This window comes from Porphyrobacter sp. THAI-01a (assembly GCF_056868655.1).
The window spans coordinates 1,728,117-1,740,323 of record NZ_CP180579.1 but is presented as its reverse complement, the minus strand read 5'-3'; the positions used below and the strand labels follow the sequence as shown (position 1 = coordinate 1,740,323).

Sequence of the window (12,207 nt, the reverse complement as noted above, 5' to 3'; positions counted from 1 at the left end):
TCCATGAGCACCATGCCCGCCGAACCCCGCCTGCTGATCGTCTGGCACAGCCGCACCGGCGCGAGCGCGGCGCTGGCGCGGGCGGCGGCGGACGGGGCGGGGGAGGCGGGCTGGCTGGTGGCGGCGGAGGAGGCCACCTCCGCCATGCTGCTCGCCGCGCAAGGCTACCTGTTCTGCTGTCCCGAGAACCTCGCCAGCATGAGCGGGATGATGAAGGAGATGTTCGACCGCGCCTATTATCCCGTGCTCGGCCGGATCGAGGGGCGCCCCTATGCGACGATCATCGCCGCCGGATCGGACGGGGAGGGCGCCCAGCGCCAGATCGACCGGATCGCGACAGGCTGGCGGCTGCGGCGGGTGGCGGAGCCGATGATCGTCAACCTTGCGGCCCAGACGCCCGAGGCGATCGCCGCGCCCAAGACCGTGCCCGCCGACGCGCTTGTCCAGGCAAGCGACACCGGCGCGGCGCTGGCGGAGGGGCTTCGGCTCGGGCTCTTCTGAGATTGCGCCAAAACGGGACAGGTGTTCCGTTTGGGGACTCGACGATGCGCGGCAAAAGCGCCAAATGGGCAGAGGTTTTTGGTCGACAACTGCGCGACTTAGAGGGGGGCTGGACGATTTCACAGTCGCAGCGCGCTAGGGATGCCGAGCTGCACCTGCTGTTTGCCCCCGGCAAGCGGCCCGATCGTCTTGCGGTCAGGGCCTGCGCCGAACGGCTGCCCTCGCTCGGCGTAAGCCACGACCCCGTGCCCGACGATGCTCCGCATCCCGAGGCGCTGTGGCCCGGTCAGCTCCACTGGGTCGAGCTGCTGCGCGACGGCCTGACCTTCGATCTCAGCGGCCTTGCCCCCGGGCCTGCCGCCTCTTTCCCCGATCTCGCCCACCGTTTCGACCTGCCGGCCGTGCCCGCGCCTGAAGAATGCGAGGCGGTGGCGCTGCGCCTCGGCCCCCATCTCGCTGCGGGCGGCAACAGCCAGCCGCTGATGCGCGGGCTGCTCGCCGTGGCCTGCGACCTCGTCCGCCAGTTCGAGGATTGCCTCGCCGTTGCCTGGGACCCCGCCGGCACCGCGATCGGCCCGCGCTTCTTCGAATCCGTCGTCAGCGCCTGGCTCGACGGCGGGCCCTTCCCGGCGCTCGGCCTCACCGCCTTCCTCGAAACCCCGGATGGCGCGCTCGAGAGCGTCGGCCTCGGCTTCTGGATCGGGCAGGAACTGCGCATCGAACCCCCGCTCAGCGCCGACCGGGTTGCCGCCACCCGGCTCGGCATCAGGCTGGTCAACCACCTCGTCATCACCGGCGCACCGGCCGAGGACGACCGGATCATCGCACCCGACGGCACGCGCCTCGTTCTGCGGCCCTCGCGCGTCCGCGGGGTGATCAGCGTCTGGCGGGAATGAGATGGGGCGCCGGGATCACGCCGCCAGCCCTGCGATCATCGCCTTCCGCTCGGTCAATGCGCCGGGCGCGGCGGGATACGATCCCGGCCTCCAGCGCCATCACCTGCTGCCCCGCCAGCTCCTCTCGCAGCGCTGCTTCGGCCGGATGTTCGGCGAGGTCGGCCGCTCGCGCGTCGGCTTCGACGACTTCCGCCGCAACGGCCTGCTGCTGCCCGCGAGCGAGGCGGCGGCGATGCGCAGCGGGATGCCGCTCCACCGCGGCCCGCACCGGCGCTACAACGAGGTGGTGATCGCCCGCGTCGGCCGGATCGAGGCGAGCTGGTCGGCAGCGCGCGGGGCGAACGAGGAATCAGCGCTGGTCGAGGCGCTGATGCGCCTGCACCTGCTGCAATCGGCGCTCCGGCGGCAATTGCTGGCGCAGCGCCGGCGGGTCGTGCTCAACCGCAGGGACCCGCTCGGCACCGGCTTCGACTTCACCGAGCTCGACGCGATGGCCGAGCTGCTGTGGGCGGCCGAATAGGCGCTACTCGGCGGCCTCCGCCATCGCGCCCCACGAGGAATAGCCCGAATTGGCGAGCAGCTGGGCCTTGGCGGCGTGATATTCGCGCTCGAGCCGGGCGACGAGGTCTTCCACGGTGCCCACTTCCTTGATCGTGCCGATTCCCTGGCCCGAACCCCAGATGTCCTTCCACGCCTTGGCCTTGGTGTTGCCGCCGCTGCCGAAGTTCATCTTGCTCGGATCGCTTTCGGGCAGGTTGTCGGGATCGAGCCCGGCCGCCTCGATCGAGGAGCGCAGATAGTTGCCGTGCACCCCGGTGAAGAGGTTGGTGTAGACGATCCCTTCCGACGAGCCTTCGACGATGCCGTTCTTGTAGCCCTCGGTTGCGTTCGCCTCCTTCGTGGCGATGAAGGCGCTGCCGGCATAGGCGAAGTCGGCGCGCAGGGCCTGCGCCGCGAGGATCGTCGCCCCGTGCGCGACCGAGCCCGACAGGGCTACGAGCCCGTCGAACCACTCGCGGATTTCCTGCATCAAGGCGAAGGGCGAGAGCGCGCCCGCGTGCCCGCCCGCGCCTGCCGCCACCGGGATGAGGCCGGTCGCGCCCTTCTCGATCGCCTTCTGCGCAAAGCGGTTGTTGATCACGTCGTGCATCGTGATCCCGCCCCAGTTCTTCACCGCCTGGTAGACCTCCTCGCGCGCGCCGAGCGAGGTGATCACCATCGGCACCTGCCACTTCTCGCAGGTCGCCATGTCGGCCTCGATGCGGTCGTTGGTCTTGTGGACGATCTGGTTCACGGCATAGGGCGCGGCCGGACGGTCGGGGTGCGCGCGGTTGTGGGCGGCGAGCTCCTCGGTGATCTGGTGGAGCCATTCGTCGAGCTGCGATTGCGGGCGCGCGTTCAGGGCCGGGAAGCTGCCGATGATCCCCGCCTTGCACTGCGCGATCACCAGTTCGGGGCCCGACACGATGAACAGCGGCGATCCGATCAGCGGCAGGCGCAGGCGATCGAAGGGGGCGGGAAGGGGCATCGGTTTCTCCTCAAAACGCTTTTGCGATCAACCCGCGTCTCTAGCGCCGGTTCCGGACCTGCCAAGCGTGATTTTGATGGTGACGCAGCGTCAACCGAGCAGGTGCTCGATGCCGTAGAAGCGCGCGGCGGTGCCGGCAAACAGCGCCGCCTTCTCCTCCGCGCTGGCGCTGCGGGCGAGGCGCTTGAAGGCGTTCCACAGCACCGCGTAGTCCGCGCCCCAGTAATCGACCGGGTAATTGCTCTCGAACATCGCGCGGGTGGGGCCGAAGGCCTCGATGCAGGTTTCGACATAGGGTCGCCACAGTGCCGCGAGATGTTCCGATCCGTGACCGGCGGCGGGGCCACCCTCGGGCAGGGCGCAGAAGGCCATCGCGAGGCCGCCGAGCTTGACCACCACGTTCTCGCAGCGGGCGAGTTCCTTGATGTTATGACGCCAGGTGTCGAAGCGTTCGTGCAGCTTGCCCTTGTAGGCGGCGACGCCCAGCGGCGTGCCGCAGTGGTCGAGGCAGATCGGCTGATCGGGGAAGGCGCGGGCGAGGTCGATCACGTCGGGCAGCTGCGGTTCGAGCAGCCAGGCATCGAAGGTGAGGCCGCGCTTGCCAAGCTCGGCGAAGCCCTCGCGGAAGGTGGTGTCGCGATAGAGGCCTTCGGGATGGTGGAACGGCGGGCCAAGGACCTCGGGATCGGCATCCCAGGCGGCGGCATGGCGGATGCCCCGGAACCGCCCGGGCGCGGCCGCCGCGAGCGCATCGAGCACCGCCCCCGCGCCGCTCCCCAGCATCAGGTTGGCATGGCCCACGATCCCGGCGCAGTAACGCGAGGGGCCATAAAGCCCGCTCGCCGATTGCGCCGCGACGCCGTTCACGTATTCGACCTCGCCGACCGGCTTCAGCGCCTCGCCATAGGCCCCGTTGTAGAAGGCGCCACATTCCATGAAGACCGTGCCGACGATGTTGTGCCCGCTGCCCGCAATATGCGCGTGGAGCTGGTCGAAGGTGTAGTGGGCATTGTCGACCAGCGCGGCGATGAAATGGTGGTGCGGCGCCGGGAACATCGGCAGCATCGGCCGCAGGTCCCACAGGTGGTGGTGCGGGTCGATGATCGGCAGTTCGGGCTCGATGATCGCTTCGGTCATGTCTCTCTCCCCTTGCGCGGTGAGGCCCTTGTTCAGCCTTCGGAAACCCGCCTTGCCGTTTTCTGTCGCGTGGCGGCCCCGACCGCAAGGGCGGGTGCACGGCACTGGCAAATTGCGTGGGGAAGGGGATGATCGCAAGGTTGTTCGGCGTCGCGGGTCTGGCGCTGGTGACGGCGGCCTGTGCCGTGTCCATGCCGCCGCAATACATGGGCATCGTCACCGGCGTGCCTCCCTCGCCCGAGGACAGGGCCCGGATCGAGACCGCACTCGCGGACGGCAGCAGGACCGGCGAGAGGTGCCCCTGGGCGGCATCGGATGGAGGGACCAGTCAGGTGCCCTGCGCGGCTCTCCCCCTCTCGCAACTTGCCGGGCTGGCGTGGTCGGGCAACCGGCGAGCGGCCCTCGAACTCGGGATCAGATTCGAGGAAGGCCGCGGCGTGGCGCCCGACCGGGAAAAGGCGCGCCAGCTCTACCAGATGGCGGCGCTGCGGACGGGCGGCACGATCTATGTCTGGTCGCCTGGTGTCGGTGGGCGGCCCGGACAGGTCATGCCCGTTTTCGTGCCCGAGGAACCCGGCCTACCCGAAGCGCGCGCCCGGCTGCTGGCGCTGGGCGAGCCAGTCGTGCTGCCCGGCGGCGGGACAGCGCGGCTCGCTCCCGAACCCTAGCGGCCGGGGCTAGTCGACGGTTCGCACATAGAGGTGCCAGGTCGCGTGGCCCAGCACCGGCAGGGCGACCATCAGCCCGAGGAAGCCGGGCAGCATTGCCACGAACAGGAGCGCCGCGATCAGCGCGGCCCAGCCGAGCATCACCGGAAAGTTCCTCCGCACCGCTGCGAGGCTGGCGATGATCGCGGTGAGGAAATCGTGCCTGCGGTCGACCAGCAGCGGCAGGCTGATGACTGTCATGGCGTAGAACGCGAAGGCCATCGCCCCGCCGACCGCGCTTCCCACCGCCAGCATGGTGAGGCCCGAGGGCGTGAGCAGCGCGGCAAGCGGATCGCGTCCCAACCCGCTTTCGCCCACGAACACCGCGAAGATCGCGTGGGCGACGATCATCCAGAAGGAGAAGGCGACGAAGACGATCACCCCCATCGACAGGATCTGGTCGTCGCCGTGGCCCTTCAGGGCACCCAGCACCGCACGCCAGGTCAACGCCTCGCCCGCCGCGCGGCGACGGCTCGCCTCGTAGAGCCCGACCGCGATGAAGGGTGCGACCAGCGGGAAGCCGGCGATGGCGGGGATCAGCCAGGTGAGATTGCCGCCGGCGATTGTCGCCCAGCCGATCGCGAGACCGGCCAGCACATAGACCCCGCCGAAGAACAGCCCGAAGCGCGGCATGGCGACAAAGTCGCGCCAGCCTGCGGCAAGGGCTGCCGCGAGATCGCTCCAGGCGAGATCGTCCGCCACCTTCGGGGTCGGCGGGGTCGGCGGCGCGGCAAGACCGGTGGTTTGCGTTTGCATGCGTGGGCTCTCCCTCCCTCGGGGGTGAACCTGCGCGCAAATCGGGCCCTGCGCAAGAGGCGGCGGGGCTCAGGCGGGGGCGGAAGCCACAGCCGTGTTCGCCGCCGAGAGGACCGCGCGCACGCTTGCCGTGGCGATGTCCTCGTCGATCCCGCAGCCCCAGATGGTCCGCCCGTCCGGCGTGCGGCATTCGAGATAGGCCGCCGCCCGCGCATCCGTGCCTGCGCCGAGCGCGTGTTCGGTGTAGTCGACGACCTCGAGTTCCACCCCGAAGGCCTCGCGCAGCGTTCCCATCACGCTTGAGATAAGGCCGTTGCCGCGCCCCGAGACGCTCTGCTCCTGCCCGTCGACCGCGATGGTGCCGGCGAAGATGCGCGTGCCGTCCGCCGCGCGGCTTTCCTCGTAACGCACCAGTTGGAAATGCTTGGGGTGGATCTTGACGTGATAGGCGCGGCGGAAGGCGTCCCAGATGTCGGCAGCGTTCAGTTCGCGGCCCAGTTCGTCGGCCATGCGCTGGACGTGCTTCGAGAAATCGGCCTGCATCTTCTTGGGAAGCTTCAACCCCTGGTCCTTCTCCAGCACCCAGGCAAAGCCGCCCTTTCCGGACTGAGAATTGACCCGGATCACCGCCTCGTAGCTGCGCCCGAGATCGGCCGGATCGATGGGCAGGTAGGGCACGCGCCAGAGCTCGTCATTCTGCGTCTCGCGCGCCTCGAAGCCCTTCTTGATCGCGTCCTGATGGCTGCCGCTGAAGGCGGTGTAGACCAGTTCCCCGCCATAGGGGTGGCGCTGGTGGACGGGGAGGTCGTTGCAATAGGTGACGGTCTCGATCACCCGGTCGATGTCCGAGAAGTCGAGGCCGGGATCGACGCCTTGCGTGTAGAGATTGAGCGCCATCGTCACGAGACAGCAATTGCCGGTGCGCTCGCCATTGCCGAACAGGCAGCCTTCGACCCGGTCTGCGCCTGCCATCAGGCCCAGCTCCGCCGCTGCGACGCCCGTGCCGCGATCGTTGTGGGTGTGGAGCGAGATGACCGCGCTCTCGCGGTTCGGCAGGTGGCGGGCGAAATACTCGATCTGGTCGGCGTAGATATTGGGCGTCGCCGCCTCGACCGTCGCGGGCAGATTGAGGATTATCGGGTGTTCGGGGGTAGGCTGGAGCACCTCCATCACTGCCGCGCAGACCTCGATCGAGAAATCGAGTTCTGCCGTGGAGAAGGTCTCCGGCGAATACTGGAAGTGCCAGTCGGTGCCGGGATATTTTGCCGCCTCATCGCGCATCACCTTGGCGCCGGCGATGGCGATGGCCTTCACCTCCTCACGGCTCATGCGGAAGACGATGTCGCGCCAGGCAGGGCTGACGGCGTTGTAGAGGTGGATGATCGCCGCCCTCGCGCCTTCGAGGCTGGCGAAGGAGGTGCGGATCAGGTCCTCGCGGCTTTGCGTGAGGACCTGCACGATCACGTCATTGGGGATGGCATCCGACTGCACGAGGCCGGAGATGAAGTCGAACTCGGTCGCGCCTGCGCTGGGGAATCCGATCTCGATCTCCTTCAGCCCGATCTCGACCAGCAGGTCGAAAAAGCGGCGCTTCTTCACCGCGTCCATGGGATCGATGATGGACTGGTTGCCGTCGCGCAGGTCAGTCGAGAGCCAGCGCGGCGCGCGCTCGATCAGCTTTGAGGGCCACTGGCGGTTCGGCAGGTCGATCTGCCCGAACGGGCGATACTTGGCGGAAGGCTCTTTGAGCATGGGCATGAAATGTGGCTCGTCGCGAGAAGGAAGGGGGGAAGCTGCGGGTTACCCTTGGGAGCGGGCCGCCCGCGTTCCTCGCGCGCGGCTGCCTACGCCCAAGGGCGCATAAGTCGAAGCAGCGAAAGTCCGTGTCCCGTCATGGCCGCCCTCATTGCCGATTATTGCGCGGCACGCAAGCCGGGAATGGCTCCGATTTCACCCGCAGCGCGCGTCGCGGATGATGTTCTGCGCATCGAGCATGATCGACAGGCGCGGATTGGTAGGGTCGGGGTTGACGAAGCCCCCGCTGCCATAGGCGACGAAGCGCAGGTTGTCGGTGCGACCGAGCAGCCTCGCGATCTCGGCGCGGGTGGGCTGGTCGGCGAGCTTGCCGATGAAGGGCCCCATCAGCGGCGCGCCGCAGGTTTTCGAGGCCGGATCGGTCAGCGTGCCCCGCGCGAAGGGACCGGGGGCGGCACCGGGGAGCGGCTCGGCGATCTGGGGCGTGGCGGTCGCGGCGGGGGCGGGCGTCGCGACCGGTGTGGCCTCGCCTGCGCCGATGCGCGCAGCGAAGCTCTCGGCATCGTTGCCGGGCTGCGCGGGTTCGCTGCCGCAGGCGGCAAGGGCGAGGCAGAGGGCGGGGAGGGCGAAGGCGAGGGCGCGCGCGATGGTGGTCATGGGTCGGTCCCTGAAATGGAGTGTGCCCGCAAAAGCGCGTTTTGCGTTACCGGATTATGACAAGGCGCGCTTTAGTGGCGCATGCGGATGCGGTCGGGGGTCAGTTGGTCGAGCCGCGTCACCCCCATCAGCCGCATGCCCCGCTCGATCTCGTCCCTGAGGATGCCGAGCGCGCGCTCCACGCCCTCCTGACCTGCCGCCGCGAGCGCATAGAGATAGAGCCGCCCGCCCGATGCCGCCGTCGCCCCGCTGCACAGCGCCTTCAGGACATGGGTGCCGCGCCGGATGCCGCCGTCGCAGATGATTTCGATCCGACCGCCCACGGCATCGACGATCTCGGGCAGCTGGTCGAAGGGCGCGCGGCTGCCATCGAGTTGCCGCCCGCCGTGGTTCGAGATCATGATCGCATCCGCCCCGATCTCCACCGCCCGGCGCGCGTCGCCCGCGCTCATCACGCCTTTGAGCACGAAGGTGCCGCCCCAGTCCTGCCGGATGCGCGCGGCTGTGTCCCAGTCCATCGCTGTGTCGAGCATGGTGTTGAAATATTCGGCGATGCTCACCGGCTTGCCGGTGCCCTCGGCAACATGGGTGTCGAGGTTGGGCAGGCGGAATTTCTCGCGCAGTAGGTAGTCGAGCGTCCACTTCGGGCGCGTCGCATAGCTCCACACCGCGCGCGGGGTGAAGCGCGGCGGGGTGGTGAAGCCGCTGCGCAGGCACCTCTCGCGCTTGCCCGACACGATGGTGTCGACCGTCAGCGCCAAAGCGTCGAACTTCGCCGCCTGGCAACGCTGGATCATGCTCGCGTTCAGCCCCTTGTCCTTGTGGACATAGAGCTGGAACAGCTTGGGGCCGGCGGTGAGCGCGGCGATTTCCTCGATGCTGCGCGTGGCGAGGCTGGAGATGCCGAACCACAGGCCGAACTTCTCCGCCGCCTTCGCCACCGCCGTCTCGCCCTGCCAGTGAAAGGCGCGCTGGACGGCCGTGGGCGAGAGCATCAGGGGTAGCGCGGAGCGGCGCCCGAGGATGGTGCAGGAGGTGTCGATCGTCTCGACCCCCGCCAGCACGTCGGGCACCAGATCGACCCCCGCGAAGGCGGCGGTGTTGCGCGCCTTGGTCAGCTCGTCGTCGGCCGCGCCGTCGATATAGTCGAACACGGGAAAGGGCAGCCGCGCGCGCGCGAGTTTCCGGAAATCGTCGATGTTGTGGCAGTCGGCAAGGCGCATCGGAGGGCAGTCTTGAAGCAGCCTCTTCGGCAAGTCGAACATTTTGTTGAGGGCCTGTCACCGATGGCAGCGACCACGCGAAAGACGGACGACAGGCAAGGCCGACATCCCGGCCTCGCCCCGAAGCAAGGACACCCCCGATGAAACCTGCCCGCCTGATACTCGCGTTTGCCGCCTTCGCCGCCCCGCTCGCACTCGCCGCTCCCGCAGCTGCCGAGGGCGGGGTCTATGTCGCCAGTGCCCGCGAGAAGATCGCGGTCGGCGGCTACGACACCGTCAGCTACTTTCGCGGCAAGGGCGCGCCGGTGAAGGGCACCGCCAAGTTCAAGGTGATGTGGAAGGGGGCCGAATGGCACTTCGCCAGCGCCGCAAACGCCGCCGCCTTTAGGGCGAACCCGGCTGCCTTCGCGCCGCAATATGGCGGGCACTGCGCCTGGGCGATCGCTGAGGGCTATCTCGCGCCGGGCGATCCGACCGCCTACGACGTCGTTGGCGGCAAGCTCTACCTGAATTATGATCAGGGCATCCGCGCCAAGTGGCGCAAGGACATCCCCGGCTTCATCGCCAGGGGCGGGCCCAACTGGGCGAAGATCCCAGCGGGCAAGACCTATGGCGGATCATCCTGGTTCGGGTTCTGACTGGCCTGACGCCGGGTGGCTGGCGGGCTCCCCCCTTTGCGGCCCGCCAGTCGCTCCTTGTGCCTACTGCTTCTCGAAGGCGACGCTGATGTCGAGCTCAACCTCGTCGCTGACGAAGGGGATGCCGTAGTTCACGCCGAAGTCCGAGCGCTTGATCTCGGTTTCGGCCTCGAAGCCGACGGTTTCCCTCTTGTTCATCGGGTTGACGCCGGCGCCGGTGAATTCCGCCTCGAAGGTGACGGGCCTGGTGACGCCGTTCAGCGTGAGATTGCCGGTGATCGTCGCCTTCATCGCGTCCTCGGGATCGACCGTGACGGCGGTGGAGACAAAGCGTGCGGGCGCGGGGGACGCACCGAAGAAATCGGGCGCGGCGCCGTCCTTGCCGGGGCGCAGCAGGTGCTCGGTCAGGCCCTTGCTGGCGGTGGTGACACTGGCGACCGGGATCGTCACGTCGACCTTGGCGGCACCGGGGTTCGCCGGATCGAGCACCAGCGTTCCCGCAACGTCGCCGAAGATGCCGTAATAGTCGTTGAAGCCGAAGTGGTTGACTTCCCACCCGATCAGCGAGTGCGCCGGATCGGCGGCATAGGTTCCCGCGGTGACGCGCGAAGGGTCTTTGGCGCCGGGCACCTGCGGCGCGCCTTGGGCAAATAGGACCGGGGCAGCGGTGATCGCGCCGGTGACGCCGATGGCGGTCGCGGCGAGGGCAAGGACAAAACGGTTCATCGGGCATGGTCTCCTGTGGGTGCAGGGGACCAATACCCGACGCCTCGTGATGGTTCCACCGCCCGCCGCAACGGGCGGGCGGAGGAAAGCTTTCTTGCCTAGTTCTTGGCCTTGTCGACCAACTTGTTGGCGGCGATCCACGGCATCATGGCGCGCAGCTTTTCGCCGGTCTGCTCGATCGGATGGGCGGCGGCCATCTTGCGCGCGGCCTTGAGTTCGGGCTGGCCGGCGCGGTTGTCGAGCACGAAATTCTTGACGAAGCGGCCCGACTGGATGTCGGCCAGAACGCGCTTCATCTCGGCCTTGGTCTCGGCGGTGATGATGCGCGGACCGGTCGTGATGTCGCCATATTCGGCGGTGTTCGAGATCGAATAGCGCATGTTGGCGATGCCGCCTTCATAGAGCAGGTCGACGATCAGCTTGGTTTCGTGGAGGCACTCGAAATAGGCCATTTCGGGGGCGTAACCGGCCTCGACCAGCGTCTCGAACCCGGCCTGGATCAGGTGCGTGATCCCGCCGCACAGCACCGCCTGCTCGCCGAACAGGTCGGTCTCGCATTCCTCGCGGAAATTGGTCTCGATGATGCCCGAACGCCCGCCGCCGACGGCAGAGGCGTAGGCGAGGGCGACGTCATGCGCGGAGCCGCTCGCATCCTGGTGCACGGCGATGAGGCAGGGCACGCCGCCACCGCGCACATATTCGGAGCGGACGGTGTGGCCCGGGCCCTTGGGCGCGATCATGATAACGTCGATGTCGGCAGGCGCCTCGATCAGGCCGAAGTGGATGTTGAGCCCGTGTGCGAAGGCGAGCGCGGCGCCAGGCTTCATGTGGCCCTTGAGGTCGTTCTCCCAGATCGCGGCCTGATGCTCGTCGGGCGCGAGGATCATGATGATGTCGGCCCACTGCGCGGCTGCGGTGTTCGAGAGCACCTTGAAGCCCGCCGCTTCCGCCTTCCTGGCGGTGGCCGAACCTTCGCGAAGGGCGATGGCGACTTCGGCAACGCCGCTGTCGCGCAGGTTCTGCGCGTGGGCGTGACCCTGCGAGCCGTAGCCGACGATGGCGACCTTCTTCGGCTTGATCAGGTTCAGATCGGCATCGGCGTCGTAATAGACTTTCATCACTATTCTCTCTTGTGGATTGTATTCGTTGAATTTGCTTAGGCAGGCTGCGCGCCGCGCATCATGCCCACAATTCCCGTGCGGCCGACCTCGACCAGGCCCAGCTCGCGCATCAGGGCGATGAAGCTGTCAACCTTGTCGGGCGGGCCGGTGATCTCGAAGATGAAGCTTTCGGTGGTCGTGTCGACCGGCCGGGCGCGGAAGATGTCGGCGAGGCGCAGCGCCTCGACCCGCTTCTCGCCCGTGCCGGTGACCTTGATCAGCGCCAGCTCGCGCTCGACATGCGGGCCGGCGGTGGTGAGATCGGTGACCTTGTGCACCGGCACCAGCCGCTCCAGTTGCGCCTCGATCTGGTCGATCACCGAAGGCGGCCCGTTAGTGACGATGGTGATGCGGCTGACAGCGTGGTCCTCGGTGATGTCGGCCACGGTCAGGCTGTCGATGTTGTAGCCGCGCGCGGTGAACAGGCCGGTGATCTTGGCGAGGATCCCCGGCTCGTTGTCGACGGTGACGGCGAGCACGTGGCGCTCGGAGGCCGCTTCGGCAATCTTCATGGGCATGGGGG

14 protein-coding genes are annotated in these 12,207 nt (G+C 68.0%); 5 read left to right on the top strand and 9 right to left on the bottom strand.

From position 1 onward, the window contains the following. Nucleotides 1–12 precede the first annotated feature (12 nt). The 3 genes from ACMX37_RS08485 (at nucleotide 13) to ACMX37_RS08475 (ending at nucleotide 1,917) form a co-directional block, all read left to right on the top strand. Nucleotides 13–501, top strand: coding sequence for a flavodoxin family protein (locus ACMX37_RS08485; protein ID WP_483148384.1), 489 nt, complete (start codon nucleotides 13–15; stop codon nucleotides 499–501). A gap of 245 nt (nucleotides 502–746) precedes the next feature. Then, nucleotides 747–1,397: a hypothetical protein gene (locus tag ACMX37_RS08480; protein WP_483145514.1), complete on the top strand. Its 651-nt coding sequence runs from the start codon at nucleotides 747–749 to the stop codon at nucleotides 1,395–1,397. Between the two features lies 1 nt (nucleotide 1,398). After that, complete coding sequence (locus ACMX37_RS08475) at nucleotides 1,399–1,917, top strand: AHH domain-containing protein (protein WP_483145513.1); 519 nt, start codon at nucleotides 1,399–1,401, stop codon at nucleotides 1,915–1,917. 3 nt (nucleotides 1,918–1,920) lie between these two features. Here the strand turns inward: ACMX37_RS08475 and ACMX37_RS08470 are convergent, their stop codons facing one another. Together ACMX37_RS08470 and ACMX37_RS08465 are read right to left on the bottom strand one after the other, a co-directional pair. Further along, a complete protein-coding gene (locus ACMX37_RS08470) occupies nucleotides 1,921–2,925 on the bottom strand; it encodes an NAD(P)H-dependent flavin oxidoreductase (RefSeq protein ID WP_088914210.1) in 1,005 nt (334 codons plus the stop codon). A 90-nt stretch (nucleotides 2,926–3,015) separates the two neighbouring features. Then, a complete protein-coding gene (locus ACMX37_RS08465; RefSeq protein ID WP_483145512.1) occupies nucleotides 3,016–4,062 on the bottom strand; it encodes an amidohydrolase family protein in 1,047 nt (348 codons plus the stop codon). 128 nt (nucleotides 4,063–4,190) lie between these two features. On the opposite strand from ACMX37_RS08465, the gene ACMX37_RS08460 reads away from it, so the two are divergent. Further along, nucleotides 4,191–4,730 carry an SEL1-like repeat protein gene (locus ACMX37_RS08460; protein ID WP_483145511.1) on the top strand — a complete coding sequence of 180 codons (540 nt, stop codon included), beginning with the start codon at nucleotides 4,191–4,193 and terminating at the stop codon, nucleotides 4,728–4,730. A gap of 9 nt (nucleotides 4,731–4,739) precedes the next feature. On the opposite strand, the gene ACMX37_RS08455 is transcribed toward ACMX37_RS08460, so the two are convergent. The 4 genes from ACMX37_RS08455 to ACMX37_RS08440 form a co-directional block, all read right to left on the bottom strand. Further along, the gene (locus tag ACMX37_RS08455) at nucleotides 4,740–5,525 is read right to left on the bottom strand and encodes a DUF2189 domain-containing protein (RefSeq protein WP_483145510.1); all 786 of its coding nucleotides are present in this window, start codon (nucleotides 5,523–5,525) and stop codon (nucleotides 4,740–4,742) included. Nucleotides 5,526–5,594: 69 nt separating this feature from the next. Next, entirely contained in the window at nucleotides 5,595–7,283 is a 1,689-nt protein-coding gene (gene leuA / locus ACMX37_RS08450) for a 2-isopropylmalate synthase (RefSeq protein ID WP_483145509.1), read from the bottom strand. A 192-nt stretch (nucleotides 7,284–7,475) separates the two neighbouring features. Then, nucleotides 7,476–7,937: a hypothetical protein gene (locus ACMX37_RS08445; RefSeq protein ID WP_483145508.1), complete on the bottom strand. Its 462-nt coding sequence runs from the start codon at nucleotides 7,935–7,937 to the stop codon at nucleotides 7,476–7,478. 71 nt (nucleotides 7,938–8,008) lie between these two features. After that, complete coding sequence (locus ACMX37_RS08440) at nucleotides 8,009–9,160, bottom strand: alpha-hydroxy acid oxidase (protein WP_483145507.1); 1,152 nt, start codon at nucleotides 9,158–9,160, stop codon at nucleotides 8,009–8,011. Between the two features lie 140 nt (nucleotides 9,161–9,300). Between ACMX37_RS08440 and ACMX37_RS08435 the strand changes: the two genes are divergently transcribed. Then, the gene (locus ACMX37_RS08435) at nucleotides 9,301–9,798 is read left to right on the top strand and encodes a YHS domain-containing (seleno)protein (RefSeq protein ID WP_483145506.1); all 498 of its coding nucleotides are present in this window, start codon (nucleotides 9,301–9,303) and stop codon (nucleotides 9,796–9,798) included. A gap of 63 nt (nucleotides 9,799–9,861) precedes the next feature. Here the strand turns inward: ACMX37_RS08435 and ACMX37_RS08430 are convergent, their stop codons facing one another. The 3 genes from ACMX37_RS08430 to ilvN form a co-directional block, all read right to left on the bottom strand. Beyond that, nucleotides 9,862–10,524: a YceI family protein gene (locus tag ACMX37_RS08430; protein WP_483145505.1), complete on the bottom strand. Its 663-nt coding sequence runs from the start codon at nucleotides 10,522–10,524 to the stop codon at nucleotides 9,862–9,864. Between the two features lie 98 nt (nucleotides 10,525–10,622). Further along, nucleotides 10,623–11,642: a ketol-acid reductoisomerase gene (ilvC, locus tag ACMX37_RS08425; protein ID WP_483145504.1), complete on the bottom strand. Its 1,020-nt coding sequence runs from the start codon at nucleotides 11,640–11,642 to the stop codon at nucleotides 10,623–10,625. Between the two features lie 38 nt (nucleotides 11,643–11,680). Further along, nucleotides 11,681–12,196: an acetolactate synthase small subunit gene (gene ilvN / locus ACMX37_RS08420; RefSeq protein ID WP_483145503.1), complete on the bottom strand. Its 516-nt coding sequence runs from the start codon at nucleotides 12,194–12,196 to the stop codon at nucleotides 11,681–11,683. Nucleotides 12,197–12,207 lie beyond the last annotated feature (11 nt).

Coding starts and splice junctions, on each gene's coding strand:
- ACMX37_RS08485 (WP_483148384.1), top strand. CDS start 13: ATGCCCGCCGAACCCCGCCTGCTGATCGTCTGGCACAGCCGCACCGGC.
- ACMX37_RS08445 (WP_483145508.1), bottom strand. CDS start 7,937: ATGACCACCATCGCGCGCGCCCTCGCCTTCGCCCTCCCCGCCCTCTGC.
- ACMX37_RS08435 (WP_483145506.1), top strand. CDS start 9,301: ATGAAACCTGCCCGCCTGATACTCGCGTTTGCCGCCTTCGCCGCCCCG.
- ACMX37_RS08430 (WP_483145505.1), bottom strand. CDS start 10,524: ATGAACCGTTTTGTCCTTGCCCTCGCCGCGACCGCCATCGGCGTCACC.
- ACMX37_RS08440 (WP_483145507.1), bottom strand. CDS start 9,160: ATGCGCCTTGCCGACTGCCACAACATCGACGATTTCCGGAAACTCGCG.
- ACMX37_RS08455 (WP_483145510.1), bottom strand. CDS start 5,525: ATGCAAACGCAAACCACCGGTCTTGCCGCGCCGCCGACCCCGCCGACC.
- ACMX37_RS08465 (WP_483145512.1), bottom strand. CDS start 4,062: ATGACCGAAGCGATCATCGAGCCCGAACTGCCGATCATCGACCCGCAC.
- ACMX37_RS08475 (WP_483145513.1), top strand. CDS start 1,399: ATGGGGCGCCGGGATCACGCCGCCAGCCCTGCGATCATCGCCTTCCGC.
- leuA (WP_483145509.1), bottom strand. CDS start 7,283: ATGCCCATGCTCAAAGAGCCTTCCGCCAAGTATCGCCCGTTCGGGCAG.
- ACMX37_RS08470 (WP_088914210.1), bottom strand. CDS start 2,925: ATGCCCCTTCCCGCCCCCTTCGATCGCCTGCGCCTGCCGCTGATCGGA.
- ACMX37_RS08460 (WP_483145511.1), top strand. CDS start 4,191: ATGATCGCAAGGTTGTTCGGCGTCGCGGGTCTGGCGCTGGTGACGGCG.
- ilvC (WP_483145504.1), bottom strand. CDS start 11,642: ATGAAAGTCTATTACGACGCCGATGCCGATCTGAACCTGATCAAGCCG.
- ilvN (WP_483145503.1), bottom strand. CDS start 12,196: ATGAAGATTGCCGAAGCGGCCTCCGAGCGCCACGTGCTCGCCGTCACC.